This is a genomic window from Stenotrophomonas rhizophila (assembly GCF_007667275.1).
GTDB lineage: Bacteria > Pseudomonadota > Gammaproteobacteria > Xanthomonadales > Xanthomonadaceae > Stenotrophomonas > Stenotrophomonas maltophilia_AE.
Genome location: NZ_VDQT01000005.1, coordinates 360,570 through 385,678 on the forward strand (window position 1 = coordinate 360,570; position 25,109 = coordinate 385,678).

The following is a 25,109-nucleotide window of genomic DNA, read 5'->3' on the forward strand; positions in this document are numbered from 1 at the left end:
CACGATGCCCCGGCGCCAGCCGGGGCATCCGAACCACCTGGACGTCGTAATGCCGCACGGTCTGCCGCGCAAGATCCGCATCGTTTTCATCCTGCAGGCCGTACTTGCCAGCCTGGGCATCCTGCTGGGCGCGTGGCTGGTGTCGCTGGTGATCAAGCACAGCCTGGTCAGCAGCGCGCTGCAGGAAGAAGCCACCTATTTCTGGAACCTGCACGCGGCCTCGCCGGTGCAGCCGCCGCCGAACACGCGCAACATCCGCGGCTACCTGCTGGAAGCCGGGCAGTCGGCACTGAGCCTGCCGGCGAACCTGCGCACGCTGGAACCGGGGTTCCACGAACTGGAGGCCGACGACCAGCTGGTGCTGGTCGACGCACGCCCGGAAGGGCGGCTGTACCTGGTGTTCCTGCGCTCGCGTGCGGAGATGCTGGCGTTCTGGTTCGGCATCGTGCCGGTGCTGCTGACCCTGCTGGCGGTGTATGGCGCCTCGTGGGTCACCTATCGCGCGTCGAAACGGCTGGTGTCGCCGGTGAACTGGCTGGCGCGCCGCGTGTCGCGCTGGAACCCGGGCCACCCGGAAGCGGCCGACCTGGCACCCGACAAACTACCCGCCGACATGCAGGGCGAAACCCGGCAGCTGGCGGCGGCACTGCACCAGCTGGCCACGCGGGTCACCGCACACGTGGCACGCGAGCGCAACTTCACCCGCGATGCCAGCCACGAACTGCGCACCCCCCTGACCGTGATCCGGGTGGCCAGCGACATGGCGCTGGGCGACCAGGACATGACCCCGCGCCTGCGCCGTGGCCTGAATCGCATCCAGCGCGCCGGGCGTGACATGGAAGCGGTGATCGACGCGTTCCTGATCCTGGCGCGCGAAGCCGACGTGGAACCGCAGATCGAGCTGTTCGACGTCAACGACATCGTGCGCTACGAAGTGGAGAATGCGCGCGAGCTGCTGGCCGGTCGCCCGGTCGAGATCCACGTGCACAGCGAGGCGCCGGTGCAGCTGCACGCCCCGCCGCGGGTGCTGCAGGTGGTGGTCAGCAACCTGCTGCGCAACGCGTGCAGCTATACCGACGAAGGCCGCATCGACGTGGACGTGCTGGACGACCGGGTGGTGGTGCGCGACACCGGCATCGGCATGTCGGCCGAAGCGCTGTCGCGCGCGTTCGAGCCGTTCTACCGCGCCGAACCGAGCCGCCCGCAGGGCACCGGCCTGGGCCTGTCGATCGTGCGCCGGTTGTGCGACCGCTTCGGCTGGAAGATCGAACTGGCCAGCGAGCCCGGCGTCGGCACCCAGGCCACGATCATCTACCGCTGACGCCCCTCGACGGTCCGCAAGCGCGGTAGGGTCGGTTCCCGAACGACCGCCGACCGTGCTGATCGGCCCTATAACGCATGACCACGAACAACCTGCGCTGTTACCGCTTCACCGCGTCACACCGCACCTTCGGTGCCAATGCCTCGCGCCAGATCGCATAGCCTTCCGGCGTCATATGCAGCATATCCTCGCGGAACAACGCCGCACGCGGCTGCCCATCCGTGCCCAGCATCGGCGAGTAGACGTCGGTGAACCCGGTGTTGGGCAACTTCGCCAGCGCGGCCTGGATCAGCCCGTTGGCTTCGCGCACCGCCGGCAGCAGTTGCGCGCGCGACGGGCTGGGCTTGATCGAGATGACTTCGACGGTGGTCTTCGGCAGGTCGCGGTGCACGCGCTGCACGAAGGCGACCACGTCGTCGCGTACCTGCGTGGGCGTGCGGCCGCTGTTGAGGTCGTTGTCGCCGGCGTAGAAGAACACCTTGCACGGCGCGTACGGGATCACGATCTGGTCGGCGTACCAGGTGCTGTCGCGGACTTCGGAACCGCCGAAGCCGCGGTTGAACACCTTCTGCCCCGGGAAGTCGGTGGCCAGGGTGTCCCACATGCGGATGGAGGAGCTGCCGATGAACTCGATGCCGCCGCGCGGTGGCGGGGTGGCTGCGTCCGCTTTGGCGAAGGCGGCCATGTCGCCGGCCCAGGCCACGTTGGACACCTGTTCCGGTACCTGCGGCGGCGGGACCGGCGCGGTGTTCAGGGCCAGCGCGGGCAGGCTGGCGGTCAGTGCCAGGGCGAGCAGCAGGGGACGGGTGACGCGATGGGACATGCGGGACTCCTTGCAGGGTACCGGACCATCTTAGGGCCCCGAGCGTCCGGTGCCGGGGGCCGGGCTGTGCAGGATATGGCAAAATGGAGGATTCACGCCCCGTCCATGCGCTGCCCATGACCCCTTGCCGTGCCCTGCACCTGCCCCTGTGCCACGCTTTCCGCCGCGGAGCGTGCCGGCGTGGCTGACGAACTCGGGCACCTGCCGCGAGGCCCCCGGCGCATCTTCAAGGCCGCGGTGTGGTCGTGGCAGGGGCTGCGCGCAGCCTGGCTGCACGAATCCTCATTCCGCCTCGAGGTGTACCTGCTGGTGGTGCTGGCACCGCTGGCGCTGTGGCTGGGCGAGAGCCCGGTCGAGCGCGCGCTGATGATCGGCTCGATGCTGCTGGTGCTGGCCATGGAGCTGGCCAATTCAGCGATCGAGGCGGTGATCGAGCGCTACGGCGCCGAATTCCACGAGCTGGCCGGCCGCGCCAAGGACATGGGCTCGGCGGCGGTGTTCGTGCTGATGATGAATGTGCTGGTGTGCTGGGCCCTGGTCCTGGCGCCGCGAATCTTCTGACGCGCCCGGCGCGTCATTTTCCCCTTGTAAGGATGTCTCCATGTTCCTCGAGCTGCTGTCCGATCCCAACGTCTGGTTGACCCTGCTGACCCTGAGCGCACTGGAAATCGTGCTCGGCATCGACAACCTGGTGTTCATCTCCATCGCGGTGAGCAAGCTGCCCGAAGCGCGCCGTCCGTTCGCGCGCAAGCTGGGCATCGCGGTGGCCTGCATCACCCGTATCCTGCTGCTGGTCTCGCTGGCCTACCTGGCGCACATGCAGGCCAACCTGTTCACCGTAGCCGGCATGGGCATCTCCATCCGCGACCTGGTGCTGATCGTGGGTGGCCTGTTCCTGATCATCAAGGGCGGCATGGAGATCCGCGAGCTGATCACCGGCGGCGAAGACGAAGACCCGACCACCACCAAGGCCTCGGCGGTGTTCGGCATGGTGATCGCGCAGATCGCCATCATCGACATCGTGTTCTCGCTGGACTCGGTGATCACCGCCGTCGGCATCGCCGAGCACGTGCCGGTGATGGTCGCGGCGATCCTGCTGTCGGTGGCGGTGATGCTGCTGGCGGCCAACCCGCTGGGCCGCTTCATCGACGCCAACCCGACCGTGAAGATGCTGGCCCTGGCCTTCATCCTGCTGATCGGCGCGGTGCTGATCCTGGACGGCCTGGACGTGCACGTGCCCAAGCCGTACATCTACGCCGCGATGGGCTTCTCGGTGCTGGTGGAGTGGCTGAACCTGCTGATGCGCCGCCGCGCGGTGGCCCACCACGTGCCGGGCGCCGGCAATTGGTGAAGCCGGTACCGACCAACGGTCGGTACCCACCGGGTGGTATGCGGCCCCCCCCGCACACCCTAACGGGGAATTAACCCCTATTCATGCCATTCTCCGGCCGCGTCCATCCCGATCCGGAGCCGGCCATGCGTATCTCCCCCCGACTGATCCTGCTGGCCCTGCTGGCCAGCCTGTTGTCAGGTTGTGGCTACAACTCGATCCAGCAGAAGGATGAGCAGGTCAAGGCCGGCTGGGCCGAAGTGCTCAACCAGTACAAGCGCCGTGCCGATCTGATCCCCAACCTGGTGCAGACCGTGCAGGGCTATGCCGACCAGGAACGGCAGGTGCTGACCGACGTCACCAACGCGCGTGCGCGGGTGGGCCAGGTCAATGTGAATGCCGACGACGCCGAGTCGCTGAAGCAGTTCCAGCAGGCGCAGGGCGAACTCAGCGGGGCGCTGTCGCGACTGCTGGTGGTTACCGAGAACTACCCGAACCTCAAGTCCGACCAGGGCTTCCGCGACCTGCAGGCGCAGCTGGAGGGCACCGAGAACCGCATCACCGTGGCCCGCGGGCGCTACATCCAGCAGGTGCAGGACTACAACACCTACATCCGCTCGTTCCCGCAGCTGATCACCGCCAAGATCTTCGGCTACAAGGAAAAGCCGAACTTCACGGTCGAGAACGAAGCGCAGATTTCGCAGCCGCCGGCGGTGAAGTTCGGTGCGCAGCCGGCGGCCCCGGCGCCGGCGCCGCAGCCGCAGCAGGCCCCGGCGCAGTGATCCGGTGAACATCCGCCCGCTGCTGCGCGCGTTGCTGCTGCTGGGGCTGTGCCTGGCCGGGCCCGCATGGGCGCAGGCCGAAGCGGAGATTCCGCCGATGAGCTCGCCGGTGGTGGATACCACCGGCACCTTGGACGCCACGCAGAAGCAGGCGCTGGAAGCCCAGGCGCTGGCCCTGCAGCAGCGCAAGGGCAGCCAGCTGCAGATCCTGATGGTGCCCAGCACCCAGCCGGAGACCATCGAGCAGTACACGCAGCGCGTGTTCGAGCAGTGGCAGGTCGGGCGCAAGGGCGTGGATGACGGCGTGCTGCTGGTGGTCGCCAAGGACGACCGCAAGGTGCGGATCGAACCCGGCTACGGGCTGGAAGGCGCCATTCCCGATGCCATTGCCAACCGCGTCATCCAGGAATACCTGGCCCCGCACTTCCGCAGCGGCGACTACGCCGGTGGACTTGCCGACGGCACTGCCGCGCTGGTCAAGCTGATCGACGGCGAGGAACTGCCGGCCCCGGTCAGCGCCAATCCCGCCCCGCGCGGCAGCGGCGGCGACGGCTTTACCGTGGCGCTGGTGATCGGTTTCTTCGTCGGCACCTTTGCCCGCGCCCTGCTGGGCTGGCTGCCCCGTCCGCTGCGCGCGCTGCTCGGTGGCGGCGGTGCGGCGGTGGCCGCCTTCCTGTTCACCTCGCTGTGGCTGGCCAGTGGCCTGGCCGGCCTGATCGGCCTGTTCGTCGGCTTCTCGTCCGGCCGCGCCGGCCGCTTCGCACGCAACAGCGGCTGGGGCGGGGGCGGTTTCGGCGGCGGCGGCTGGGGCGGCGGTGGTGGTGGCTTTGGCGGCGGTGGCGGCTGGGGTGGCGGCGGTGGCCGCTCCGGCGGCGGCGGCGCCTCGGGAGGCTGGTGATGCGCATCTGGCGCCATCTGTCCGCCCCCTCGTTGTCGCGCAGCTTCCCGCCGGAGCGCCTGCAGGCGATCACTGAAGCGATCGCCGCAGGTGAGCGGCGCCACGGTGGCCAGGTCATGTTCGCGGTGGAAGCCGACCTGCCGTGGCGGGCGCTCTGGCAGGGCGTCACCCCGCGCCAGCGCGCCGAGCAGGCCTTTGCCCAGCTGCGCACCTGGGACACCGAACACAACAACGGCGTGCTGGTCTACCTGCTGCTCGCCGACCACGCCATCGAGCTGGTCGCCGACCGCGGCCTGCGCGGCAAGGTCGGCGAGGCGCAGTGGCAGGCGGTGTGCGCGCACATGCAGCAGCAGTTGCGCGACGGCACCCTGCAGGATGCGGTACTGCTGGCCATCGAAGAAGTCTCGGCGATACTGGCCGGGCACTATCCGCCCGGGTCGGGGTCGAAGGACGACGCCCTTCCGGACAGCCCCCAGCTACTTTGAGGTCGGTGGGCGGCCGTAGAATAGCCGCTTACCTGCAAGGCGCCGCCCATGATCTATTTCCACGATATCGACCCCATCGCCCTTTCGCTTGGGCCGGTCAAGGTGCACTGGTACGGCATCATGTACCTGTTCGGCTTCATGGCGGCCTGGTGGCTGGGGCGCCGGCGGATCGCGGCGGGGCGCCTGCCGGGGGTGGATGCCAATGGCTTCTCCGACCTGCTGTTCTACGCCATGCTCGGCGTGGTGGTGGGCGGCCGCGTGGGCTACATGCTGTTCTATGCCACCTCGGAATTCCTGCACAACCCGCTGCTGCTGTTCAAGGTGTGGGACGGCGGCATGAGCTTCCACGGCGGCCTGCTCGGCGTGCTGTTCGCCTCGTGGTACTGGTCGCGCAAGCACCGCCTGCACCTGGGCGACACCATCGACTTCATGGCGCCGCTGGTGCCACTCGGGCTCGGGTTCGGTCGCATCGGCAACTTCATCGGCGCCGAGCTCTGGGGCAAGTACACCGACGGCAGCTGGGGCGTGGTGTTCCCGTCCGGCCTGCCGGCACCGCTGAACCAGCTGGACCTGCCGGCCTTGCGCGAGCAGTTCGCCAGCGGCGCGCTCAATCAGTTCGCACGCCACCCCTCGCAGCTGTATGAAGCGCTGCTGGAAGGGCTGGTGATGTTCGCGGTGCTGTGGACGGTCTCGGCCAAGCCCCGCCAGCGCTACCTCATCTCGGGCCTGTTCGCGCTGATGTACGGCGTGTTCCGCTTCGCCGTTGAGTTCGTGCGCATGCCCGACAACGGCGTGTACCTCGCCTTCGACTGGTTTACCCGTGGCCAGCTGCTGAGCCTGCCGCTGGTCGCGCTGGGCGTGGTGCTGCTGGTGCTGTCGCGCCGCGCGCCGGTGCTGCAGCCGGTGCTTCCCGCCGAGCCTGCCGCGGCCGGGAGCAAGGCATGAAGGCCTACCTGGACCTGCTGCGGCACGTGCTCGAGCACGGCAGCGAGAAATCCGACCGCACCGGCACCGGCACGCGCAGCGTGTTCGGCTGGCAGATGCGCTTCAACCTGGCCGACGGCTTCCCGCTGGTCACCACCAAGAAACTGCACCTGCGCTCGATCATCCATGAGCTGCTGTGGTTCCTGAAGGGCGATACCAACATTGGTTACCTGAAGGACCACCAGGTCCGGATCTGGGACGAGTGGGCTGACGAAAACGGCGATCTCGGCCCGATCTACGGCAAGCAGTGGCGCAGCTGGGCCACCGCCGACGGCGGCAGCATCGACCAGATGCAGTGGCTGGTGGACGAGATCAAGCGCAACCCGGATTCGCGCCGCCTGGTGGTCAGCGCCTGGAATGTCGGCGAGCTTTCGCAGATGGCGCTGATGCCCTGCCACAACCTGTTCCAGTTCTACGTGGTGGACGGCAAGCTGAGCTGCCAGCTGTACCAGCGCAGCGGCGACATCTTCCTCGGCGTACCGTTCAACATCGCCAGCTATGCGCTGCTGACCCACATGGTGGCGCAGGCCACCGGGCTGGGCGTCGGCGATTTCGTGCACACCCTGGGTGATGCGCACCTGTATTCCAATCATTATGAGCAGGCCCGCGAGCAGCTGGCGCGCGAACCGCGCGCGCTGCCGACGCTGTGGTTGAACCCGGACGTCACCGACCTGTTCGGCTTCCAGTTCGACGACATCCGCATCGACGGCTACGACCCGCACCCGGCGATCAAGGCGCCGGTGGCGGTCTGAGGATGATGTTCACCAAGGAGGGATCCATGCACTCACACGCAGTCGCGCTCGCATGCGTTATCGCACTGTCCGCCGTCAGCAGCCTCGCCCAGGCAGGGGTCGTACAAGGGCCCGCGGGTCGGATCACGCTACCCGACGACATTGTCGCGTCCGTGGCGCCGGCCAACCCGGCGCATCCGAACCTGGCCACGAGCGTGGAGATCACCCTGACCGGCGAACGCCTGGATGCCGCGCGGCCGGTCACGCTCACCCTGAGCTGCGGCCCTGCGGTCGGACGCCTCGATTCGGCGAAAGGCATGGAGATACTCGCGTCGGTGACCATCGAGCAGGACAAGACGCTGAAGCGCGCAAAAGGCGGTGGCTGGATCACCCTCGATGCTTTCCAGACCTATCGCAGCGAAGCCGCGCGCGCGGATGGGTCGCGGTTGACCCAGTGGCTGGTTCCATTGGTCGTTTCCTTCGCGTGGATCAAATTTGACCGGCCTGAAGGATCGCCGGTCGAGCAGGATGTACTGGACGCCATCGCCGGGATGAAGGTGCTGTGCGGCCCTACGGCCAACAGAGGAGCGGAATGATGCGGCTGTCGCTGATCGCCGCGCTGGACATGGATCATGGCATCGGTCATGAGAACCAGTTGCCGTGGCAGCTGCCGGACGACCTCAAGCGCTTCAAGGCGCTGACCATCGGCAAGCCGATCCTGATGGGGCGCAAGACCGCGCAGTCGCTTGGCCGCGCGCTGCCGGGCCGGCCGAACCTGGTGTTGACCCGGTCGGGCGTGGTGCCGTTCGACGGCATGCAGGCAGTGAGCAGCATCGACGAAGCGCTGACGTTCGCGGCAGATGCAGGCGCAGACGAGCTGTGCGTGATCGGTGGCGGCGAGATCTACCGCCTGGCGATGGCGCAGGCAACCGATCTGTACCTGACCTGGGTGGATACCCGGGTCGAGGCCGATACGCATTTCCCACCGGTAGATCCGCAGCAGTGGAGTGAGTCCAGGCGCGAACACCATCCAGCGGATGAAAGGCACGCCTTCGCATTCGATTTCGTGGATTACGTGCGCCGCTGACCGCCGCACGTGAGTTGCGGGTCAGGCCGTGGTCGGAGTGCTGTTGCCTTCGTTGCCGCTCGGTTCCGGAGTGCGGCGCGGCTGTTGCGGGCGCGCGCCGCGGTTCGCGTTGTTGCGCGGGCCACGTGGCGGGCGGCCGCTGCCTTCGCCCTCGTTGCGGCGCGCCGGCGGGCGCGGCGGGGTGACCGGCTTGGGAACATCGCGGCCCGGAACCTGGACGACGCGCAGTTCCTCGGTATCCAGCTGCAGCGCGGTGAGCTTGCCGCCCCAGACCGCGCCGGTGTCGATCGCGTGCACGCCCTGGGTGATGGTCAGGCCGAGCGCCGACCAGTGACCGCAGACGATCTTCAGGTCGCGCTCGACCCGACCCGGCACCTCGAACCAGGGGTACAGCCCCTGTTCCTGCGTGCCCGGCGTGCCCTTGTCCTCGATCCCGATCCGCCCGCGCGGCGTGCAGTAACGCATGCGCGTGAGCAGGTTGATGATCGCGCGCGAACGGTCGTAGCCCGACAGCCCCGGCGACCACACCGGCTTGTCGCCGTACATGTTGCGGAACAGCTTGCGATAGCCGCTGCCATGCAGCTGCTGCTCGACCTCCCGCGCATGCTTCTCCGCCAGCTGCGTGGTCCACTTCGGGGCCAGCCCCGCGTGCACCATCATCCAGCCCAGTTCGCGGTCCACGTGCACCAGTTTCTGCAGGCGCAGCCAGTCCAGCAGCGTGTCGCGGTCCTCCGCCTGCACGATCCGCAGCAGGTCCGGGTTGACCTTGCGCTGCTCCTCCTCGGAGCGCGCGCCCACCGCCAGCAGCGACAGGTCGTGGTTGCCCAGCACCACCACACTGTGCTCGCGCAGCGAATGCACCAGCCGCAGCGTTTCCAGCGACTGCCCGCCGCGGTTGACCAGGTCGCCGCAGAACCACAGTTTGTCCACCGCCGGGTCGAAGCGGATCTTCTCCAGCAGGCGCTGGGTCACTTCATAACAGCCCTGCAGGTCGCCGATGGCCCAGACACTCATGCGTGCGCCTCCATCAGTGCAGCGTGCGCGGAATGGTCAACACGAACGGTGCGATCGGGGCCGCGAACTCGGTGCCATCGTCGGCCACCATGTCGTAATGCCCCTGCATCGTGCCGTGTTCCGTTTCCAGCATGACACCGGAGGTGTAACGGAAGTCTTCACCCGGACGCAGCCGCGGCTGCTCACCGATCACCCCGTCGCCGTCCACGTGCTCGACCCGGCCGTTGCCATCGGTGATCCGCCAGTGCCGCGCCACCAGCCGTGCCGCCACGCGGCCCCGGTTGTGGATGCGGATCGTATAGGCGAACGCATAGCGTCCGTCCTCGGGCGTGGACTGGTCATCCAGGAAGCGTGGCGCGACCTCGACCGAGATCGCATAGTTTGCAGCGTCGTTCATGCGGGCAGTGTAGAGGGTGTTTCAATCTTCCGCGCGCGGCACATTGGCCAGCGCGATGAACTGGGCGACGGCCAGCTGCTCGGCGCGTGCATCGCTGCGCACCCCGGCCGCCTCGAACTGCTCCGGCGTGACCACCCCGTTGAGCGCGTTGCGCAGCGTCTTGCGGCGCTGCCCGAATGCGGACCGGACCACCTCGGCAAAGCGCTTGCGGTCGATGATGCCGACCGTGGCCGGGTCGCGCGGCACCAGCCGCACCACCGCCGAATCCACTTTCGGCGGCGGCCGGAACGCACCCGGCGGCACCACGAACAGCGAGGTCACCCTGCACCAGGCCTGCAGCATCACGCTGAGGCGGCCATAGACCTTGCTGCCCGGCTCGGCGGCCATGCGGTCGACCACTTCCTTCTGCAACATGAAATGCATGTCGCGGATCACCGCCGCATGCTCCATCGCATGGAACAGGATCGGCGAGGAAATGTTGTAGGGCAGGTTGCCGACCAGCCGGATCTGGCCGTCGCCGGCCAGCTCGGTGAAGTTCACCTGCAGCACGTCGCGGTGCACGATGGTCAGCTCACCCAGCGGCGCCGCAGCCGCGGTCAACGGCGCGATCAGGTCGCGGTCGAACTCGATCACGGTCAGGCGCGGATGGCGACGCAGCAGCGGCAGGGTGATCGCACCCTGGCCCGGTCCGATTTCGACCAGGCGGTCGTCATCCTTCGGATTGACCGCCAGCACGATCTTGTCGATGTAGCTGCGGTCGGCCAGGAAATGCTGGCCCAGCTGCTTTTTCGCCGGGGCGGTGAAGCCGGGCGCGGAGGGGGAATGCGGAGAAGTCATGCGCTCATTTTACGTTGCCGGGCCAGCCGGGCGCACAAGGCGGTGGCGGCGAGCAGGCTGGAAGGGTCGGCGCTGCCGCGGCCGGCCAGTTCCAGCGCCGTGCCGTGGTCCACCGCCACGCGCGGGTAGGGCAGGCCGAGGGTGATGTTCACGGCCTGCTCGAAGCCGCTGTACTTCAGCACCGGCAGGCCCTGGTCGTGGTACATCGCCAGCACCGTGTCGAAGCCGGCCAGCTTCTGTGGCAGGAATGCGGTGTCGGCCGGCAGCGGCCCGACCAGGTCCATGCCCCCGGCGCGCAGGCGCTCCAGCAGCGGTATCACCAGGTCCAGTTCTTCGCGGCCGAGGTGGCCGTCTTCACCGGCGTGCGGGTTCAGTCCCAGCACCGCGATCCGCGGCGCGGCGATGCCGAACTGGTCGCGCAGGGCGCCATGCACGGTGTGCAGGGTGGCCGCCAGGCCGTCGCCGGTGATCGCGTCGGCCACCGCGCGCAGGGGCAGGTGGGTGGTGGCCAGGGCCACGCGGACGATGTCGTTGGCCAGCATCATCACCACCTGCACGCCGGCCTGTTCGGCCAGCAGTTCGGTGGTGCCGCTGTAGGCGATCCCGCCCTGGTTGATCACCGCCTTGTGCACCGGGCCGGTCACCACCCCGTCCACGCGTCCGTCCAGGCAGGCCTGGCCGGCCTGGAGCAGGGCACCGATCACCGCCCCGGCATTGGCCGGATCGGGATGGCCAAAGCGCGACGGGACCGCGTTGCGCACCTCGCACAACGGCAGATCGCCCGGCTCGCGGGCGATCGCATCTTCAGGCAGCAGATTCAGCGGCAACGCCAGCGCGGACGCCGCGGCACGCAGCGTGTCCGGATCGGCGAAGGCCAGCAGGCGGCAATCGGTGCGCGGCTGCTGGATCAGGCGCAGGCAGAGTTCCGGGCCGATCCCGGCGGGCTCGCCCGGTACCAGAGCGAGCTGCGGGATCATCGGCGGCGGTCTCAGGGCTTGGCGGGCGCCGGGGCCGGGGTGGCCTGGGCGCGGTCGCCGGTGCGCAGGTCCACGTAGGCTTCGCCACGCAGTTCCTGCAGGTAACGGTTGTATTCCTCTTCCAGCTTGCGGCGACCGATGGTCTCGCGGATCTGGGCGCGCTTGTTGTCGGTGCCGGCGTCGGTCTGGCGGGTCGCCACGCGTTCCACGATGTGCCAGCCCGCGTCGGTGCGGAACGGCTGGCTGACACCGCCGTCGGTGAGCCCGCTGACCTGCCGGCCGAAGTCGGCACCGAAGGCGTCGACCGGGAACCAGCCGAGGTCACCGCCCTGGCCCTTGGTGTTGTTGTCTTCGGAAGACTCCTTGGCCACGGCCTGGAAGTCCGCGCCGCCGGCGATGCGTGCACGCAGGGTGTCGATCTTGGCCTTGGCGGCGGCGTTGTCCTGTTGGTCGTTGACCCGGATCAGGATGTGCCGGCCGTGGTATTCGGTGATGGTCTGGCCCCCGGCGGCGGCACTGGCATCACGCACTTCGACCAGCTTGAGCAGCTGGAAACCGCTCGGGCCGCGCAGCGGGCCGACCACGTCACCGGCCTTCATACTGGTCATCATCTGGGCGAAGGCGCCCGGGATCTCGTCCAGCGAACGCCAGCCGAGGTCGCCGCCTTCCAGCGCGTTGGGGCTGTCGGAATAGCGTACGGCAGCCGCGTTGAAGTCCAGCTCGCCCTTGTCCAGCAGCGCCTTGACGCCGTCGACCTTCTTCTGGCCGGTGGCGATCTGGTCGGCGGTGGCGCCTTCCGGCAGCGCGATCAGGATGTGTGCCAGGTGGTACTGGGTGCCGGCGGTGGCTTCCTGCTTCATCGCCGCATCCACTTCGCCTTCGCTGACGCTGATGCGGCTCTGCGCGAAGCTCTGGCGCAGGCGCTGCACGGTGATCTCGTCGCGGACCGAATTGCGGAAGTCGTTGAAATCCAGGCCGTCGGCGGCCAGGCGCTGGCGCAGGGCGTCCAGGTTGGAGCCGTTCTGCTGGGCGATCGAGTTCAACGCCTGGTTGAGTTCCTGGTCGCTGACCTTGATGCCGCTGCCCTCGGCCCGCGCCACCTGCAGCTTGACCAGCACCAGGCGCTCCAGCACCTGGCGGTTCAGTACGTCATCGGGCGGCAGCTGGGCTTCCCGTCCGGCGTACTGGGCCTTGATGTTCTGGACGGCGCGGTCCAGCTCGCTCTGCAGCACCACGTCCTCGTCGACGATGGCGGCGATGCGGTCCAGCGACTGGGTCTGCTGGGCCAGCACCTGCAACGGCGCGGCAACGGTGGTGACGGCAAGGACGGAGGCGAGGAGGACGGGAAGGGTCTTGGTCATGGGATCAGGTTCGGATCGTAGTCATCGCGCGTGGGCGCACCGGTAGTGCTGGGCGGCACGAGATAGAGGTCGTCCCGGTAATAGCCGAGAATAGCACGGCGCAAAGTGCGGTCCGTGTTCTGGCCGATGGAGCTCAGGCCCTTGAGCACGAACTCGATCTGGAACGAATTGTTCAGCTCACCTTCGCGGTTGCGGACGTAGCGGCGGGCCAGGGCGCGCACCGCCAGGCAGCAGCTGTCCCACTGCACGCCGCCGATGATTTCCAGCGGGGCCTTGTCTTCCAGCGAGTAGTAGTAGCGCCCGACCACGCTCCAGGTGGCATTGATCGGGTACAGGAAGGACAGGTCGACCTGCTCCAGCAGGGTCCGCTCTTCCTTGGTCGCGGTCGCCGGGGCGGCCGAATTGAGGCGGTGTCGGTAGGTCAGGTTGACGATGCCGTCGTTGGACATCAGGTAGCGCGCACGCACGCTGGCCAGGTCCTCGCGCTTGTACTTGGGATCCCACTGGTAGGTGGCGCCCAGGTTCCAGCGGTCGTTGATGGCGTAGTTGGCATCGGCGATCCAGGCCGACTTGCCCTGTTCGATCTGGGCCTGCTGGCCCGGCAGGGTGACCCGCGAATCATCGAAGTACAGGATCTGGCCGATGCTGCCGGAGAACCGCTCGCGCCCGGTGGTCTGGTCGATGAAGCGGGTGCTCAGCGCCATGGTCAGCTGGTTGGCGTCGTTCTGGCGGTCGGCGCCGGTGTAGCGCGAGTCGCGGAACAGCTGGCCCCAGCTGAAGGTGAAGTCGCGGGTATCGAAGATCGGCAGGTCGCTCTGGTCGCGGTACGGCGTGCGCAGGTAGAACAGCCGCGGTTCCAGCGTGTGCAGGTAGCCCTTGCCGTTGATCGTGGTTTCGCGGTCGAAGAACATGCCGGCGTCGAGGCTGGCGATCGGCACGCTGCGATGCGGGGAGGTGTTGCCGCGCAGCTGGTCCGGGGTCAACGTGGCCGGGTCGACACCGGCGTCGCGGAACGCCTGCAGCCGGGTCTGGTCGGCCAAGCCGCGGTCCAGCTCATACCCGGTGTAGCGGTAGGCCAGGGTCGGGGTGACATACCAGGACGCGCCGGCAAACGGCAGCGACACGTACGGCTTAACGTCCAGGCGCGAGCCGTTGTAATACGGGGTCACGATGCCGTTCGATTCGTAGTCCTGCTCGGGACCAAACTTGCCGACGACATCATCGTGGGTGAAGTGCACCGCCTCGGCGTACACGCCCACTTCCAGCCACGGCAGCAGCGGCTTGTCCCAGGTGCCGAACAGTCGCGGCTGGCGCGCGTAGGGCAGCGAGGCTTCGGTCAGGGTGTAGTCGGTGTTCTGCCAGTAGTCGGCCATCAGGCCGCCACTCCAGTTCTCGCCGGTTCCGTAGATGCCGACCTGGCTCTGCAGGCTGGTAGTGGCCACCCCCAGCAGCTTGCTGGAGAAGTCTTCGGTATAACGCTCGTCGGTGACCCAGGCGATGTTGGCGCGCGCCTGCCAGGTCGGATTGAGGTTGTGGTAGCCCTGGTACTCGACCTGGCCGCGATCCTTGTCGCGCAGCTTGTCATTGGGCAGGTAGGCGGTCTGCAGCTCGCCACGGCCGCCGTCGTAGAGATAGCGGAACTCGTTGTCGAGCATCAGGCCGCGCTTGCTCATGTAGCGCGGGGTCAGGGTGTCGTCGTAGTTCGGCGCCAGGTTGAAGTAGATCGGCTGTGCGTAATCGAAGCCGTTGCGCCCGGACAGGCCCAGCTGCGGGTAGAGCAGGCCGGTCTGGCGGCGGTCGTCGATCGGGAACTTGAAGTACGGCGCCCACAGTACCGGCACCTTGCCGATCCGCAGCACGGCGTTGCGCGCGGTGCCGAAGCCTTCGTCATTGTCCACTTCGATCTGCGGCGCCGACAGCTTCCACACCGGCTGCGAGGGATCGCAGGTGGTGTAGGTGGAGCGGTGCATCTGCCCGACCGAGCCCTGCAGGTCGATCGAGTCGGCGCCACCATGGCCGCGCCGCGAGACCAGCTGGTACTGGATGTCGCTGATCTTGTGGGTGTCCGCTTCCTGGTTGCCCTCGGCACGCTTGGCGGTCATCCGGATCGAAGCGTCCTGGTAGCGGACGTTGCCTTCGGCGATGTAGTTGCCGCTTTCGGTGTCGAAGCTCAGGTGGTCGGTGCCCAGGAACTGGTCGCCACGCTTCAGCGCCACATTGCCCTGGTACTGCGGCACGGTGCTGGTGCCGGACAGGGTGTCGCCTTCGATGTCGGTAGGCTGCTGGTCGCGGGTTTCCGCCGCGGCCTTGTCCGCCGCAGGGGCGTCCTGGAAGGCCGGCAGGACATCGGTGACGGGACACAGGCCCCAGTTCACCGGTTTCTCGTCGGCCATGGCCGGCAGGCAGATGGCGATGCTCAGGGGGAGAGGCAGCAGGCGGAGGGCTCGGCGCACGCGGGATTCGGATTCAGGCGAAAACGGATCGTAGCTTGCCCCATCCCTTGCATAGGGGCAATGAAGGCTTACGGCCGGGTGGGGGCCGGGTTCATGGTTCCAGCATCGCGCCTGCGTGCGCGACGCTGCACTCGGCCAGCGCCTGCAGGTCGTAACCGCCCTCCAGCATCGACACCATGCGCCCGGCGGCATGGCGCCGGGCCAGCGCGCGCAGCTCGGTGGTGATCCAGCCGAAGTCCTCGGTTTCCACCATCAGGTCGGCCTGTGGGTCGCGCAGGTGCGCGTCGAACCCTGCCGACACCAGCAGCAGCTGCGGACGGAAGTCATCGATCGCCGGCAGCATCTCGTCGGCCCAGGTGTTGCGGAACCGGAAGCTGCCGCTGCCCGGCGGCAGCAGGATGTTGAGCAGGTTGCCGGCCCCGCGGTCGCGGCGCAGCCCCGAATGCGGGAACAGACCGGCCTGGTGGGTGCTGTAGTACGCGACCCGCGGGTCGGCCACGAAGATGTCCTGGGTGCCGTTGCCGTGGTGCACGTCGAAATCGACGATCGCGATGCGCTCAAGCCCATGCCGGTCGCGCGCATAGGCGGCGGCGATGGCGATGTTGTTGAACAGGCAGAAGCCCATCGCGGTGCTGGCGGTGGCGTGGTGGCCGGGTGGCCGCACCGCGCAGAAGGCCAGCGGATCATCGCCCAGCATCACCGCATCGACGGCCGCGACGCCGGCGCCGGCGGCATGCAGCGCGGCGCTGGCCGAACCGGGCGAGGTCATCGTGTCCATGTCGAGCAGGCGCAGGGGCTCGGTCTGCGGCGCCAGCACCAGGTCGATCAGTTCGTTGTCATGCACCCGCGCCAGCTCGCCGAACTTGGCCGGGGGCGCCTGGCGCCAGTCCAGCCGGTCCGGATAGGCCGCGTGCAGGGCGTCGAGCACCACCTGCAGGCGCTGCGGGCTTTCGGGATGGCCCGGGCCGGGGTCGTGGTGCAGACAGGCGGGGTGGGTGAAAACCAGCATGCGGACAAGGTTCCGGGCGGTGGGGGTGCTCAGCCGTGGCGGCGGGCGTGCTGCCACAGCACCTCGCCGTGGCCGTCGGCGCGGGCCAGTACGCGCGCCAGGACGAACAGCAGGTCGGACAGCCGGTTGAGGTAATGCAGCGCTTCGGCGCGGACCGCTTCCTGGCGCGCCAGGGTCACCGTTTCGCGTTCGGCCCGGCGCACGATGGTGCGGGCCAGGTGGCAGCGCGCGGCGGCCTCGCCGCCACCGGGCAGGATGAATTCCTTCAGCGCCGGCAGCGTGGCGTTGTAATGGTCCAGATGCTGTTCCAGCGCGGCCACGTCGGTGGCCTGGATGGCGGCATGGCCGGGAATGCACAGCTCGCCGCCGAGATCGAACAGCTGGTGCTGCACCGTGGTCAGGAGCGCGCGGACGTCATCGGGCAGGGCCACGGCCAGCAGCACGCCCAGCGCGGAGTTGGCCTCGTCGACGCTGCCGAAGGCGTTGACCCGGGCCGCATCCTTGGGCACGCGGCTGCCGTCGCCCAGGCCGGTGCTGCCGTCGTCGCCGGTGCGGGTGTAGATGCGCGAAAGCCGGTTGCCCATGCGCGCCGCGCTCAGTGCAGCACGTCGCGGCGGGCCTGCAGCAGCTTGAGCACCTGTTCGGTGGCCAGCTGCAACGCGGCGGCCAGGCCGACATAGATCGCGGTGGTGCGCAGGTAGGGCAGGAACCAGTCCGCGTAGTTCGCCGCCCAGCCGGCCAGGGTGGGCGACGCGACCACGTCGCTGGCCCAGTAGAAACCGCTCTGCGCGAACAGGTGGCAGACCGCTACGGCGGCCACCAGCAGCGCCGCGGCCCTGGCCAGTGCGGTCCAGTCGGCACCGGCGTAGCCCTGGCGCAGCAACGCACCGCCGGCCCACATCGCCAGGTAGGCCGGGACCAGCATCGCCGTGCCCGGCGACACGCAGTAATGCTGCCAGTAGCCGATGCCGCTGGCGCGGATCACCAGCACGTCGATGACGATGGCCAGCACCATCAGCAGCGGGAATGCCCAGCGCGTCCAGCTGCGCAGGTGGAAGCCGGCGATGAAGAACACCGCCCACGAGGCATCCGGGATCGCGGCGAAATGGTTGACCCGGGTCGCGGCCATCAGCAGCACGAGCACGAACAGGATGAAGGCGCGTTGGGCGGTGTGGGTCATGGGCGCGGGCGTCGGGGGTCCAGCGTTCATTCTAGCGCCTGCCACCCCGGGGCGTAGCGCGGCCGCACGCACTATCATGGGCGGCATGAGTGAACGTCATGACGTAGTGATCATCGGTGGCGGGCTGGTCGGCGCCAGCCTGGCCATCGCCCTGGACCGGGCCGGCCGCAACGTCGGGCTGGTCGATGCCGCGCCGGCCGGTGCGCTGCCGCCGGTGTTCGACCAGCGCAACCTCAGCTTCGCCGCCGCTACGGTCAATGCGCTGACCGCGCTCGGGGTGATGCAGCTGCTGGGCTCGGCGCCCGGTCCGATCACCCGCATCCAGGTCAGCCGCGCCGGCGATTTCGGCCGGGTGCAGATGGACGCGGCGCAGTACCAGCGACCGTTCTTCGGCCAGGTGGTGGTGGCCCGCGATTTCGGCCAGGCGCTGGAAACACGCCTGCTGGGGCTGCGGCACCTGACCCGCTACCGCCCGGCGCGCTTCGTGCGCCTGGGCGCGACGGTGGACGGCCATCGACAGGTGTTCATTGCCGACGACAGCGGCGAGCGCTGCCTGCTGGCACGCCTGGTGGTGGGCGCCGACGGCACCCGCAGCGGCGTGCGCGACGCGCTGGGCATCGGCGTGGACGAGCACGATTTCCAGCAGACCCTGTTCGTGGCCCGCGTGCGCTCGGCACGCGCCCCCGATGGCACCGCCTACGAGCGGTTCACCGATTCGGGCCCGACCGCGCTGCTGCCGCGCGGCGACCGCCACCATGGCGCGGTGCACGGCGTGGCCCGCGACCAGGCCGATGCGGTGCTGGCGCTGGACGATGCGGCGTGGCTGCAGCGGCTGCAGCAGGCCATCGGCTGGCGCGCCGGCCGCCTGCTGGAAAGCGGGCCGCGCAGTGCCTATCCGCTGGTGCAGGTGCTGGCGCAGGCACTTATCGGCGAGCGCGCGGTGCTGCTGGGCAATGCCGCGCAGACCATCCACCCGCTCGGCGCACAGGGCTTCAACCTGGGGCTGCGCGATGCGCTGACCCTCGCCGAGCTGCTGGAGACGGCGCCGGACCCGGGCAGTGATGCCCTGCTGCAGGCGCATGTGGCGCGTCGCGAGGAAGACCGCGCGCAGACCATCGCGTTCTCCGGCGGGCTGGCACGGCTGACCAGCAACCCGGCGCCGCTGCTGCGACCCCTGCGCAGCCTGGGCCTGCTGGCCGCCCAGGCCACCTCGATGCAGTCGCTGCTGGTTGGCGGTGCGATGGGCTTCCGTGGCGAGGTCCCGGCGCTGTGCCGGGGCGTGGGCGCATGAGCCGCCGCGCGCGCGACGTGATCGTGGTCGGGGGCGGCGTGGTCGGCGCGGCGTGCGCGCTGGCGTTGGCCGATGCCGGGCTCGAGGTGACCCTGGTGGAAGGTCGCGAACCGGCGGCCTGGCAGCCGCAGCAGCCCGACCTGCGCGTGTATGCCTTCGCGCCGGACAACGCGCAGCTGCTGCGCAGCCTGGGGGTGTGGCCGTCGATCCTGGCCGCGCGCGCCTGCGCCTACCGGCGCATGCGGGTCTGGGATGCCGCCGGGGGCGACGAACTGCAGTTCGATGCCGACCGTCTTGGCCGCGAACAGCTGGGCTGGATCGTTGAAAACGACCTGCTGGTCGACCGGCTGTGGGCGGCCCTGCCCGGTGCCGGCGTGCAGGTGTGCAGCCCGGCGCGGGTGGAGGCACTGGAGCAGGACGGCGACGGCGTGCGCCTGCGCCTGGAAGACGGGCGCCGGCTGGAAGCCACCCTGGCGATCGCCGCGGACGGCGCCGATTCGACCCTGCGCCGCCTGGCCGGCCTGCAGGTGAGCCGCCAGGACTATGGCCAGCGCGGGGTGGTGGCGTACATCGACACCGAACAGGACAACCAGGCCACCGCCTGGCAACGCTTCCTGGTGACCGGGCCGCTGGCCGTGCTGCCGGCGGGCACGCGGCGCAGCTCCATCGTGTGGACCCTGCCCGACGCCGAGGCCGAGCGCGTGCTGGCGCTGGACGAGGCGGCCTTCAATGCCGAATTGACCCGCGCCTTCGCGGGACGGCTGGGGGCCATGACCCTGGCCTCGCGCCGCGCCGCGTTCCCGCTGCGCCGCCAGCTGGCCGATGCCTACGTGGCCGGTCGCGTGCTGGCGCTCGGCGATGCCGCGCACGTGGTCCATCCGTTGGCCGGGCAGGGCGTGAACCTGGGCCTGCGCGACGTCGCCGCGCTGCACGCGCTGGTGCTGCGCGCGCAGCAGCGGCGTCAGGGCTGGGCCGCGCCGGAGCGGCTGCAGCGCTGGGCCCGTGAACGCCGCAGCGAGAATACGGTGTCCGCGCATGGCTTTGACGCAATCAACTCGATTTTCTCCAACGACGAGATGCACCTGACCCTGGCACGTGGACGCGCGCTGGGCTGTGCGGGGAAGTGGCCGCCCCTGGTGTCGGCGTTGTGGAAGCGCGCCGCCGGCCTGTAGGTCAAAGAAGATCGAAAACTGGAAGCGCGGCCCTCCGTGGCTGCGCAGACTTTGGCGCGGCTGGCGCCATCCGGGTATCCGGCGGCGCCGCCGCGACCATCTTTTTCCGGAAGCCCCGCCCATGACGATCCCGAAGTTCATCCTGCCCCTGTTGTCCCACGCCGCGCCCCGGAGTGCGGCCGCCAGGGAGGTCAAGGAGATCAACCGGGCGCTGGTGGCGGCGAACGGCATCAAGGGACTGCTGGTGTCGGTGCGCAACCTGCCGCTCAGCCTGAGCACCTCCGCCCTGCGCGCGGAAGGCCGCCTGGAAGGCTTCCTCGGGAAGCTCGACACCGCATTGCCGACCCGGCAGGACTACCGCGACGCACGCGCCAGCATCGATGTGATCACTGCCGATCTCAAGCGCATGGATAAAACCATGTGCCGCCACCAGGGAAAGCCGGGCAGTGCCAACCACGATGACTACACCGCCACCCACGAGAAGTACATCGATATCCTCAAGGTGCAGCACACCATCCCGACCAAGTATTTCCGGGCCAGGTAAAGCGGCGTGTGCGCTGCGGCGACGGCGTTGTTACGTCGCCGCGGGCTCGAAGTGATCGAATTCTGCAAGTGGTTGCCCCCGGTTGGCGGGCAGACTGAACGGGCGTGGCTGATCCGGAACGGGTGGCTTGGCGACGCCCACACGTCTTCCCGGACCTCCAGGAGCTTCATGGCCTCCCCGATTCCTCCGATTCCACCCATCCGCGCGCTGTGGCCAAGGCTGACCCGCGATGAGGCGCTTGCGCTCACCACCCGGGCGATGGCGCAGGCACCCGATGCGGTGACATCGCAGATGCGTACGCTGCTGGTCCAGATCAGGAACGTGGGCCAGGCTGGGGACGACACCCGGTCGATGCTGCCGGCGAGCGACCGCCTGCAGCAGTTCGTGAACGCGGTGGAGAGCCAGGCACGGCCGTCGCCGCAGTGCTTCGCCAACCAGCTGGTCAACGTCGGGCACCTTGCAGAAGACCTGCGTGACCGGTTGGGTCGGACCGACTCGGAATCCGTGCGCGAAAAGCTGCGCGTCGCCCTGGATACGACGGTCCGTATCCAACGCTTCTCCGGTCGCGGCACGGACTGACCCGGCCGGCGGCAATCACCACGCCAGGACGGTGATCTCTTCGCGGTCGTGGTACAGCTGCTTGGCGCGCACGTTCAACGGCCGCCCGGCCTGGTCCTGGAACAGCTCCAGGCAGAGGCGGGTTTCGTCCCAGCGCTTCTTCATCGGCAACTTGAGGTTGAAGATCGCATGCCGGCACCAGCCTTCGCGGAACCAGGTGGCCATGCGCTCGGCGACCCGGCGCGGCTGTTCGACCATGTCGCAGACCATCCAGTCCAGCGGCGCCTCGGGCTGCCAGTGGAAGCCGTCGGCACGCAGGTGTTCAACCAGACCGGTCTCAAGCACGTGTTCGCGCAGCGGGCCGTTGTCCACGCTGATCACGTGCATGTGCTGGCGGGTCAGCACCCAGGTCCAGCCGCCGGGCGCGGCGCCGAGGTCGGCGGCGCGCATGCCGGGCCGGACCAGCTGTTCGCGTTCATCCGGGCTCATCAGCGTCAGCAGCGCCTCGTCCAGCTTCAATGCCGAGCGCGAGGGCGCTTCGGGCAGCAGCTTCAGGCGCGGAATGCCCAGCGCCCATGGCGCACTGTCGCGGGTGTCGGCAACGCAGACGAAGGCGTGGCGTCCATCGACGAACACCACGTGCAGGCGCGGCAGGGCCGTGTTGGGCTTGTCGGTAAGCAGGCCGGCCTTGCGCAGCGCCGGGCGCAGCGCATTGCCGAAGGCGCGCGCCAGCCCGGCCAGCGGTTTGCCTTCATCCGAATCGGGATGTTCCACCCACATGTCGCCGAACCGCTGCTGTCCTTCCAGCGCGGCCAGGATCGGAGTGATCCGGTCGCTGGGATCGAGCTCGCGCAGTTCGGCCAGCACGACCAGCTTCTGCCGGGCGAAGATCAGCGACCGCCAGGGCAGCGCCCTGGACAGCGCCGCGCCCTCGTCGGTGGCGAACAGCACATAGCCATCGTTGCGCTGGGTACGCGCATAGCCGGCGATATTGGCGTAGGCCGCGCGCTCGGACAGCTCACCGGCCAGTTCCGGCTCGAAGCCCTGCCGGCACAGGCACAGCAGGCCGCTCATCGACGCACGCCGATGGCGTGGAAATCAGTAATGCGCACCGTTGGTTTCCCCGTACTGGCGCAGTACCGCGCGCGCTGCGTCGCGCTCGATGTCGCGCACGACCTCGATGCCGCGCTTGTTGAGTTCACCGATCCAGTCGGCCGGGAGCGGGCCTTCATCGAACGGGGTGAGTTCTTCCACATCCTGCGCGCTGGCGCCGATCAGCAGGCGGTCGATGCCGGCCCAGATGGTGGCGCCATAGCACTGGCAGCACGGCTGCGAGGAGGTGGCCAGGGTGATCGGCGACAGCACGTCGTTCAACCGCGGCGTCTGCAGGCGCTGCTGGGCCAGCATGTAGGCCATGTTTTCGGCATGTGCGAGCGAGGTGCTGTGCGGCACCACGCGGTTCACGCCGGCGGCGATGACGCGGTCGTCGGGGCCGAACACCACCGCGCCGAACGGGCCGCCGGTCGCGGCCTCGACGTTGAGGCGCGACAGTTCGATGGCCAGCGCGACCTTGGCCGCGTCGCCGGGATGGGCACGGCCCAGGTCGACCTGGTCGTGGATCCAGGCCGGCAGGGTGAGATGGACTTGCGCGTACAGCATGGTCTACAACCTTCGGTATTCGGTGGGGCTCACGCCGACCAGGTGTCGCGCAGGGTCACGCTGCGGTTGAACACCGGCGCGGCGGCGGTATGGTCGCGGCGGTCGGCGACGAAGTAGCCGGTGCGCTCGAACTGGAACGACTGTTCCGGGGTGGCGCTGGCCGCTGCCGGTTCGACATAGCCGGTGACGGTGCGGCGGGATTCCGGGTTCAGGTAATCGCGGTAGGTCCTGCCTTCGGACTCGTCGTCGGGGTTGGGTACCGAGAACAGGCGGTCGTAGAGGCGGATTTCGGCCGGCACGCCGTGCGCCGCGCTGACCCAATGGATGGTGCCCTTGACCTTGCGGTTGGCGCCTTCCATGCCCGGGCGCGATTCCGGGTCGAGCCAGCCGCGCAGTTCGGTGATGTTGCCGTCGGCGTCCTTGACCACCTCGTCGCAGCGGATGATGCCGGCACCGCGCAGGCGGACTTCGCCACCCGGCACCAGGCGCTTCCAGCCCTTGGGCGGGACTTCGGCGAAGTCTTCGCGTTCGATCCACAGTTCGCGGGCGAACGGCACCTCGCGGCTGCCGAACGCCTCGTCCTTGGGGTGGTTGGCGAAGGCCAGGGTTTCGACGTGGCCGTCGGGCAGGTTGGTCAGGACCAGTTTGACCGGGTCGATCACGGCCATGCGGCGCGCGGCGGCGGCGTCGAGGTCTTCGCGCAGGGCGCCTTCGAGCACGCTGAAGTCGATCAGCGAATTCTGCTTGCTGATGCCCACGCGTTCGGCGAACAGGCGCATGGCGGCCGGGGTGTAGCCGCGGCGACGCAGGCCCTGCAGGGTCGGCATGCGCGGGTCTTCCCAGCCATCCACCAGCTGCTCGGTGACCAGCGCCATCAGCTTGCGCTTGCTCATCACGGTGTAGTTGATGTTCAGCCGCGAGAACTCGATCTGGCGCGGCTTGGCGGCTTCGCGCGGCAGGCCGCGCTCGACCAGTGGGGCGGTCAGCGCGTCGTCATGGGCGAAGTCGACGTTGTCCACGCACCAGTCGTACAGCGGGCGATGGTCTTCGAATTCCAGGGTGCACAGCGAGTGGGTGATGCCTTCGATCGAGTCGCCCAGCGCATGGGCGAAGTCGTACATGGGATAGATCGGCCAGGCATTGCCGGTGTTCTGGTGCTCGACGTGCTTGATGCGGTACAGCGCGGGGTCGCGCAGGTTGATGTTGCCGCTGGCCATGTCGATCTTCGCGCGCACGGTGCGTGCGCCGTCCGGGAACTCACCGGCACGCATGCGCCGGAACAGGTCCAGGTTCTCGTCGACGCTGCGGTCGCGCCACGGCGAGGGGCGGCCGGGCTCGGTCAGGGTGCCGCGGTAGGCGCGGACTTCTTCGGCGGACAGGTCGCAGACGTAGGCCTTGCCGTCGCGGATCAGCTTTTCGGCGGCCAGGTAATAGGCGTCGAAATAGTCCGAGGCGTGGCGCAGTTCGTTCCACTCGAAGCCCAGCCAGCGCACGTCGTCCTGGATGGCAGCGACGTATTCGGGGTCTTCCCTGGCCGGATTGGTATCGTCGAAGCGCAGGTTGCACACGCCGGCGAACTCACCGGCAATGCCGAAGTTCAGGCAGATCGACTTGGCGTGGCCGATGTGGAGGTAGCCGTTGGGCTCGGGCGGGAAGCGGGTCTTGATCGCCTGGTGCTTGCCGGTGGCCAGGTCCTCGCGGACGATCTGACGGATGAAATCCCGCTTTTCAGGGGCTTCCGGAAGGGCGTCGGTGGGGGCGGCAGTAGGCTCGGACATGATGCGAAGGCAGAAGGCAGAAAGAATGACAGTCTAACGCGTCCCCCGGCGGTTGGACGGGGTACGCACGCCTCCCACCGTTCATAACGGCCGGCGCTACCGTCTGCGGGGTATGCTGCGGTGAAAGCGGCGAGGAGCCTCTCATGCATGTGATCTACCAGGCCGACAACCTGTTCGACGCCCATCTGGTCAAGCACGCGCTGGAGGATGCGGGCATCCCGGCGTTCGTGTTCGGCGAGCAGCTGCTGGGCGGGATGGGGGAGCTGCCGCTGTTCGGGGTGTTGCGGGTCTGCATTCCGGACCTGGCCCGGCCCGAGGCCGAGCAGATCGTGGCCGGGCTGGACTTGGGCGGGACGCCGGACGACCCCATATTCGACGGTGACGAAAGCGCCGGCCTGTCGCCGGCCTAGGAGACCGCCATGTTGGGAATTGCCAAGG

At 68.6% G+C, this 25,109-nt stretch carries 28 protein-coding genes; 15 read left to right on the plus strand and 13 right to left on the minus strand.

All coding sequences use genetic code 11. The annotated features are described in order from the left end of the window. Nucleotides 1-49: 49 nt before the first annotated feature. Nucleotides 50-1,321, plus strand: a complete 1,272-nt coding sequence (locus tag FSZ13_RS16800; RefSeq protein ID WP_145481560.1) for a sensor histidine kinase — start codon at nucleotides 50-52, stop codon at nucleotides 1,319-1,321. A 100-nt stretch (nucleotides 1,322-1,421) separates the two neighbouring features. Here the strand turns inward: FSZ13_RS16800 and FSZ13_RS16805 are convergent, their stop codons facing one another. Next, entirely contained in the window at nucleotides 1,422-2,144 is a 723-nt protein-coding gene (locus FSZ13_RS16805) for an SGNH/GDSL hydrolase family protein (RefSeq protein WP_145481561.1), read from the minus strand. A gap of 180 nt (nucleotides 2,145-2,324) precedes the next feature. On the opposite strand from FSZ13_RS16805, the gene FSZ13_RS16810 reads away from it, so the two are divergent. The 9 genes from FSZ13_RS16810 (at nucleotide 2,325) to FSZ13_RS16850 (ending at nucleotide 8,441) form a co-directional block, all read left to right on the plus strand. Next, the gene (locus tag FSZ13_RS16810) at nucleotides 2,325-2,705 is read left to right on the plus strand and encodes a diacylglycerol kinase (RefSeq protein ID WP_145481562.1); all 381 of its coding nucleotides are present in this window, start codon (nucleotides 2,325-2,327) and stop codon (nucleotides 2,703-2,705) included. 40 nt (nucleotides 2,706-2,745) lie between these two features. Next, the gene (locus FSZ13_RS16815; RefSeq protein ID WP_123728386.1) at nucleotides 2,746-3,495 is read left to right on the plus strand and encodes a TerC family protein; all 750 of its coding nucleotides are present in this window, start codon (nucleotides 2,746-2,748) and stop codon (nucleotides 3,493-3,495) included. A 125-nt stretch (nucleotides 3,496-3,620) separates the two neighbouring features. Beyond that, a complete protein-coding gene (locus tag FSZ13_RS16820; protein WP_145481563.1) occupies nucleotides 3,621-4,256 on the plus strand; it encodes a LemA family protein in 636 nt (211 codons plus the stop codon). Nucleotides 4,257-4,266: 10 nt separating this feature from the next. Continuing rightward, nucleotides 4,267-5,154 carry a TPM domain-containing protein gene (locus FSZ13_RS16825; protein ID WP_260844231.1) on the plus strand — a complete coding sequence of 296 codons (888 nt, stop codon included), beginning with the start codon at nucleotides 4,267-4,269 and terminating at the stop codon, nucleotides 5,152-5,154. Continuing rightward, nucleotides 5,154-5,639 carry a TPM domain-containing protein gene (locus tag FSZ13_RS16830; RefSeq protein ID WP_145481564.1) on the plus strand — a complete coding sequence of 162 codons (486 nt, stop codon included), beginning with the start codon at nucleotides 5,154-5,156 and terminating at the stop codon, nucleotides 5,637-5,639. The genes FSZ13_RS16825 and FSZ13_RS16830 overlap by 1 nt, the downstream gene beginning before the upstream one ends. Nucleotides 5,640-5,687: 48 nt before the next feature. Next, nucleotides 5,688-6,584, plus strand: coding sequence for a prolipoprotein diacylglyceryl transferase (gene lgt, locus FSZ13_RS16835; protein ID WP_145481565.1), 897 nt, complete (start codon nucleotides 5,688-5,690; stop codon nucleotides 6,582-6,584). Continuing rightward, entirely contained in the window at nucleotides 6,581-7,375 is a 795-nt protein-coding gene (locus tag FSZ13_RS16840) for a thymidylate synthase (RefSeq protein WP_145481566.1), read from the plus strand. Before lgt ends, FSZ13_RS16840 begins: the two co-directional genes overlap by 4 nt. Before the next feature lie 26 nt (nucleotides 7,376-7,401). Then, entirely contained in the window at nucleotides 7,402-7,950 is a 549-nt protein-coding gene (locus FSZ13_RS16845; protein WP_145481567.1) for a hypothetical protein, read from the plus strand. Beyond that, nucleotides 7,950-8,441, plus strand: coding sequence for a dihydrofolate reductase (locus FSZ13_RS16850; RefSeq protein ID WP_145481568.1), 492 nt, complete (start codon nucleotides 7,950-7,952; stop codon nucleotides 8,439-8,441). The genes FSZ13_RS16845 and FSZ13_RS16850 overlap by 1 nt, the downstream gene beginning before the upstream one ends. A 21-nt stretch (nucleotides 8,442-8,462) precedes the next feature. On the opposite strand, the gene FSZ13_RS16855 is transcribed toward FSZ13_RS16850, so the two are convergent. From FSZ13_RS16855 to FSZ13_RS16895, 9 genes are all read right to left on the minus strand, one after another. Next, nucleotides 8,463-9,455, minus strand: a complete 993-nt coding sequence (locus FSZ13_RS16855) for a symmetrical bis(5'-nucleosyl)-tetraphosphatase (protein WP_145481569.1) — start codon at nucleotides 9,453-9,455, stop codon at nucleotides 8,463-8,465. Between the two features lie 13 nt (nucleotides 9,456-9,468). Then, nucleotides 9,469-9,852, minus strand: coding sequence for a Co2+/Mg2+ efflux protein ApaG (apaG, locus tag FSZ13_RS16860; RefSeq protein ID WP_145481570.1), 384 nt, complete (start codon nucleotides 9,850-9,852; stop codon nucleotides 9,469-9,471). Nucleotides 9,853-9,873: 21 nt separating this feature from the next. Then, nucleotides 9,874-10,689, minus strand: coding sequence for a 16S rRNA (adenine(1518)-N(6)/adenine(1519)-N(6))-dimethyltransferase RsmA (rsmA, locus tag FSZ13_RS16865; protein ID WP_145481571.1), 816 nt, complete (start codon nucleotides 10,687-10,689; stop codon nucleotides 9,874-9,876). Then, nucleotides 10,686-11,666: a 4-hydroxythreonine-4-phosphate dehydrogenase PdxA gene (gene pdxA, locus FSZ13_RS16870; RefSeq protein WP_145481572.1), complete on the minus strand. Its 981-nt coding sequence runs from the start codon at nucleotides 11,664-11,666 to the stop codon at nucleotides 10,686-10,688. Before pdxA ends, rsmA begins: the two co-directional genes overlap by 4 nt. An 11-nt stretch (nucleotides 11,667-11,677) precedes the next feature. Further along, nucleotides 11,678-13,027, minus strand: a complete 1,350-nt coding sequence (locus tag FSZ13_RS16875) for a peptidylprolyl isomerase (protein WP_145481573.1) — start codon at nucleotides 13,025-13,027, stop codon at nucleotides 11,678-11,680. Beyond that, the gene (gene lptD / locus FSZ13_RS16880; RefSeq protein WP_145481574.1) at nucleotides 13,024-15,480 is read right to left on the minus strand and encodes an LPS-assembly protein LptD; all 2,457 of its coding nucleotides are present in this window, start codon (nucleotides 15,478-15,480) and stop codon (nucleotides 13,024-13,026) included. The genes FSZ13_RS16875 and lptD overlap by 4 nt, the downstream gene beginning before the upstream one ends. A gap of 91 nt (nucleotides 15,481-15,571) precedes the next feature. Further along, nucleotides 15,572-16,489, minus strand: coding sequence for a histone deacetylase family protein (locus FSZ13_RS16885; RefSeq protein ID WP_145481575.1), 918 nt, complete (start codon nucleotides 16,487-16,489; stop codon nucleotides 15,572-15,574). Between the two features lie 29 nt (nucleotides 16,490-16,518). Continuing rightward, nucleotides 16,519-17,073: a cob(I)yrinic acid a,c-diamide adenosyltransferase gene (locus FSZ13_RS16890; RefSeq protein WP_145481576.1), complete on the minus strand. Its 555-nt coding sequence runs from the start codon at nucleotides 17,071-17,073 to the stop codon at nucleotides 16,519-16,521. An 11-nt stretch (nucleotides 17,074-17,084) separates the two neighbouring features. Beyond that, nucleotides 17,085-17,669 (minus strand): hypothetical protein, encoded by a 585-nt coding sequence (locus tag FSZ13_RS16895; protein WP_145481577.1) that lies wholly within the window; start codon nucleotides 17,667-17,669, stop codon nucleotides 17,085-17,087. Between the two features lie 85 nt (nucleotides 17,670-17,754). Between FSZ13_RS16895 and ubiH the strand changes: the two genes are divergently transcribed. From ubiH to FSZ13_RS16915, 4 genes are all read left to right on the plus strand, one after another. Then, nucleotides 17,755-18,960, plus strand: coding sequence for a 2-octaprenyl-6-methoxyphenyl hydroxylase (ubiH, locus tag FSZ13_RS16900; RefSeq protein WP_145481578.1), 1,206 nt, complete (start codon nucleotides 17,755-17,757; stop codon nucleotides 18,958-18,960). After that, complete coding sequence (locus FSZ13_RS16905) at nucleotides 18,957-20,132, plus strand: UbiH/UbiF family hydroxylase (RefSeq protein WP_145481579.1); 1,176 nt, start codon at nucleotides 18,957-18,959, stop codon at nucleotides 20,130-20,132. The genes ubiH and FSZ13_RS16905 overlap by 4 nt, the downstream gene beginning before the upstream one ends. A gap of 121 nt (nucleotides 20,133-20,253) precedes the next feature. Next, complete coding sequence (locus tag FSZ13_RS16910; protein WP_145481580.1) at nucleotides 20,254-20,676, plus strand: hypothetical protein; 423 nt, start codon at nucleotides 20,254-20,256, stop codon at nucleotides 20,674-20,676. Nucleotides 20,677-20,844: 168 nt separating this feature from the next. After that, complete coding sequence (locus FSZ13_RS16915) at nucleotides 20,845-21,255, plus strand: hypothetical protein (protein WP_145481581.1); 411 nt, start codon at nucleotides 20,845-20,847, stop codon at nucleotides 21,253-21,255. A gap of 15 nt (nucleotides 21,256-21,270) precedes the next feature. On the opposite strand, the gene rlmM is transcribed toward FSZ13_RS16915, so the two are convergent. From rlmM to FSZ13_RS16930, 3 genes are read right to left on the minus strand one after another with little or no spacing between them, the layout of a single operon-like run. Continuing rightward, nucleotides 21,271-22,308: a 23S rRNA (cytidine(2498)-2'-O)-methyltransferase RlmM gene (gene rlmM, locus FSZ13_RS16920; RefSeq protein WP_145481582.1), complete on the minus strand. Its 1,038-nt coding sequence runs from the start codon at nucleotides 22,306-22,308 to the stop codon at nucleotides 21,271-21,273. Nucleotides 22,309-22,332: 24 nt separating this feature from the next. Continuing rightward, complete coding sequence (locus FSZ13_RS16925) at nucleotides 22,333-22,893, minus strand: nucleoside deaminase (RefSeq protein ID WP_145481583.1); 561 nt, start codon at nucleotides 22,891-22,893, stop codon at nucleotides 22,333-22,335. 29 nt (nucleotides 22,894-22,922) lie between these two features. Next, complete coding sequence (locus FSZ13_RS16930) at nucleotides 22,923-24,671, minus strand: glutamine--tRNA ligase/YqeY domain fusion protein (protein ID WP_145481584.1); 1,749 nt, start codon at nucleotides 24,669-24,671, stop codon at nucleotides 22,923-22,925. A 143-nt stretch (nucleotides 24,672-24,814) separates the two neighbouring features. Here FSZ13_RS16930 and FSZ13_RS16935 point away from each other — a divergent pair, with 143 nt between their 5' ends. Next, nucleotides 24,815-25,081, plus strand: coding sequence for a DUF2007 domain-containing protein (locus FSZ13_RS16935; protein ID WP_145481585.1), 267 nt, complete (start codon nucleotides 24,815-24,817; stop codon nucleotides 25,079-25,081). Nucleotides 25,082-25,109 lie beyond the last annotated feature (28 nt).

Coding starts and splice junctions, on each gene's coding strand:
- FSZ13_RS16890 (WP_145481576.1), bottom strand. CDS start 17,073: ATGGGCAACCGGCTTTCGCGCATCTACACCCGCACCGGCGACGACGGC.
- FSZ13_RS16800 (WP_145481560.1), top strand. CDS start 50: ATGCCGCACGGTCTGCCGCGCAAGATCCGCATCGTTTTCATCCTGCAG.
- lgt (WP_145481565.1), top strand. CDS start 5,688: ATGATCTATTTCCACGATATCGACCCCATCGCCCTTTCGCTTGGGCCG.
- FSZ13_RS16910 (WP_145481580.1), top strand. CDS start 20,254: ATGACGATCCCGAAGTTCATCCTGCCCCTGTTGTCCCACGCCGCGCCC.
- FSZ13_RS16850 (WP_145481568.1), top strand. CDS start 7,950: ATGCGGCTGTCGCTGATCGCCGCGCTGGACATGGATCATGGCATCGGT.
- rlmM (WP_145481582.1), bottom strand. CDS start 22,308: ATGAGCGGCCTGCTGTGCCTGTGCCGGCAGGGCTTCGAGCCGGAACTG.
- FSZ13_RS16915 (WP_145481581.1), top strand. CDS start 20,845: ATGGCCTCCCCGATTCCTCCGATTCCACCCATCCGCGCGCTGTGGCCA.
- rsmA (WP_145481571.1), bottom strand. CDS start 10,689: ATGACTTCTCCGCATTCCCCCTCCGCGCCCGGCTTCACCGCCCCGGCG.
- FSZ13_RS16885 (WP_145481575.1), bottom strand. CDS start 16,489: ATGCTGGTTTTCACCCACCCCGCCTGTCTGCACCACGACCCCGGCCCG.
- FSZ13_RS16845 (WP_145481567.1), top strand. CDS start 7,402: ATGCACTCACACGCAGTCGCGCTCGCATGCGTTATCGCACTGTCCGCC.
- FSZ13_RS16935 (WP_145481585.1), top strand. CDS start 24,815: ATGCATGTGATCTACCAGGCCGACAACCTGTTCGACGCCCATCTGGTC.
- FSZ13_RS16855 (WP_145481569.1), bottom strand. CDS start 9,455: ATGAGTGTCTGGGCCATCGGCGACCTGCAGGGCTGTTATGAAGTGACC.
- FSZ13_RS16820 (WP_145481563.1), top strand. CDS start 3,621: ATGCGTATCTCCCCCCGACTGATCCTGCTGGCCCTGCTGGCCAGCCTG.
- pdxA (WP_145481572.1), bottom strand. CDS start 11,666: ATGATCCCGCAGCTCGCTCTGGTACCGGGCGAGCCCGCCGGGATCGGC.
- FSZ13_RS16815 (WP_123728386.1), top strand. CDS start 2,746: ATGTTCCTCGAGCTGCTGTCCGATCCCAACGTCTGGTTGACCCTGCTG.
- FSZ13_RS16905 (WP_145481579.1), top strand. CDS start 18,957: ATGAGCCGCCGCGCGCGCGACGTGATCGTGGTCGGGGGCGGCGTGGTC.
- FSZ13_RS16925 (WP_145481583.1), bottom strand. CDS start 22,893: ATGCTGTACGCGCAAGTCCATCTCACCCTGCCGGCCTGGATCCACGAC.
- FSZ13_RS16930 (WP_145481584.1), bottom strand. CDS start 24,671: ATGTCCGAGCCTACTGCCGCCCCCACCGACGCCCTTCCGGAAGCCCCT.
- FSZ13_RS16875 (WP_145481573.1), bottom strand. CDS start 13,027: ATGACCAAGACCCTTCCCGTCCTCCTCGCCTCCGTCCTTGCCGTCACC.
- ubiH (WP_145481578.1), top strand. CDS start 17,755: ATGAGTGAACGTCATGACGTAGTGATCATCGGTGGCGGGCTGGTCGGC.
- FSZ13_RS16840 (WP_145481566.1), top strand. CDS start 6,581: ATGAAGGCCTACCTGGACCTGCTGCGGCACGTGCTCGAGCACGGCAGC.
- FSZ13_RS16805 (WP_145481561.1), bottom strand. CDS start 2,144: ATGTCCCATCGCGTCACCCGTCCCCTGCTGCTCGCCCTGGCACTGACC.
- apaG (WP_145481570.1), bottom strand. CDS start 9,852: ATGAACGACGCTGCAAACTATGCGATCTCGGTCGAGGTCGCGCCACGC.
- FSZ13_RS16895 (WP_145481577.1), bottom strand. CDS start 17,669: ATGACCCACACCGCCCAACGCGCCTTCATCCTGTTCGTGCTCGTGCTG.
- FSZ13_RS16830 (WP_145481564.1), top strand. CDS start 5,154: ATGCGCATCTGGCGCCATCTGTCCGCCCCCTCGTTGTCGCGCAGCTTC.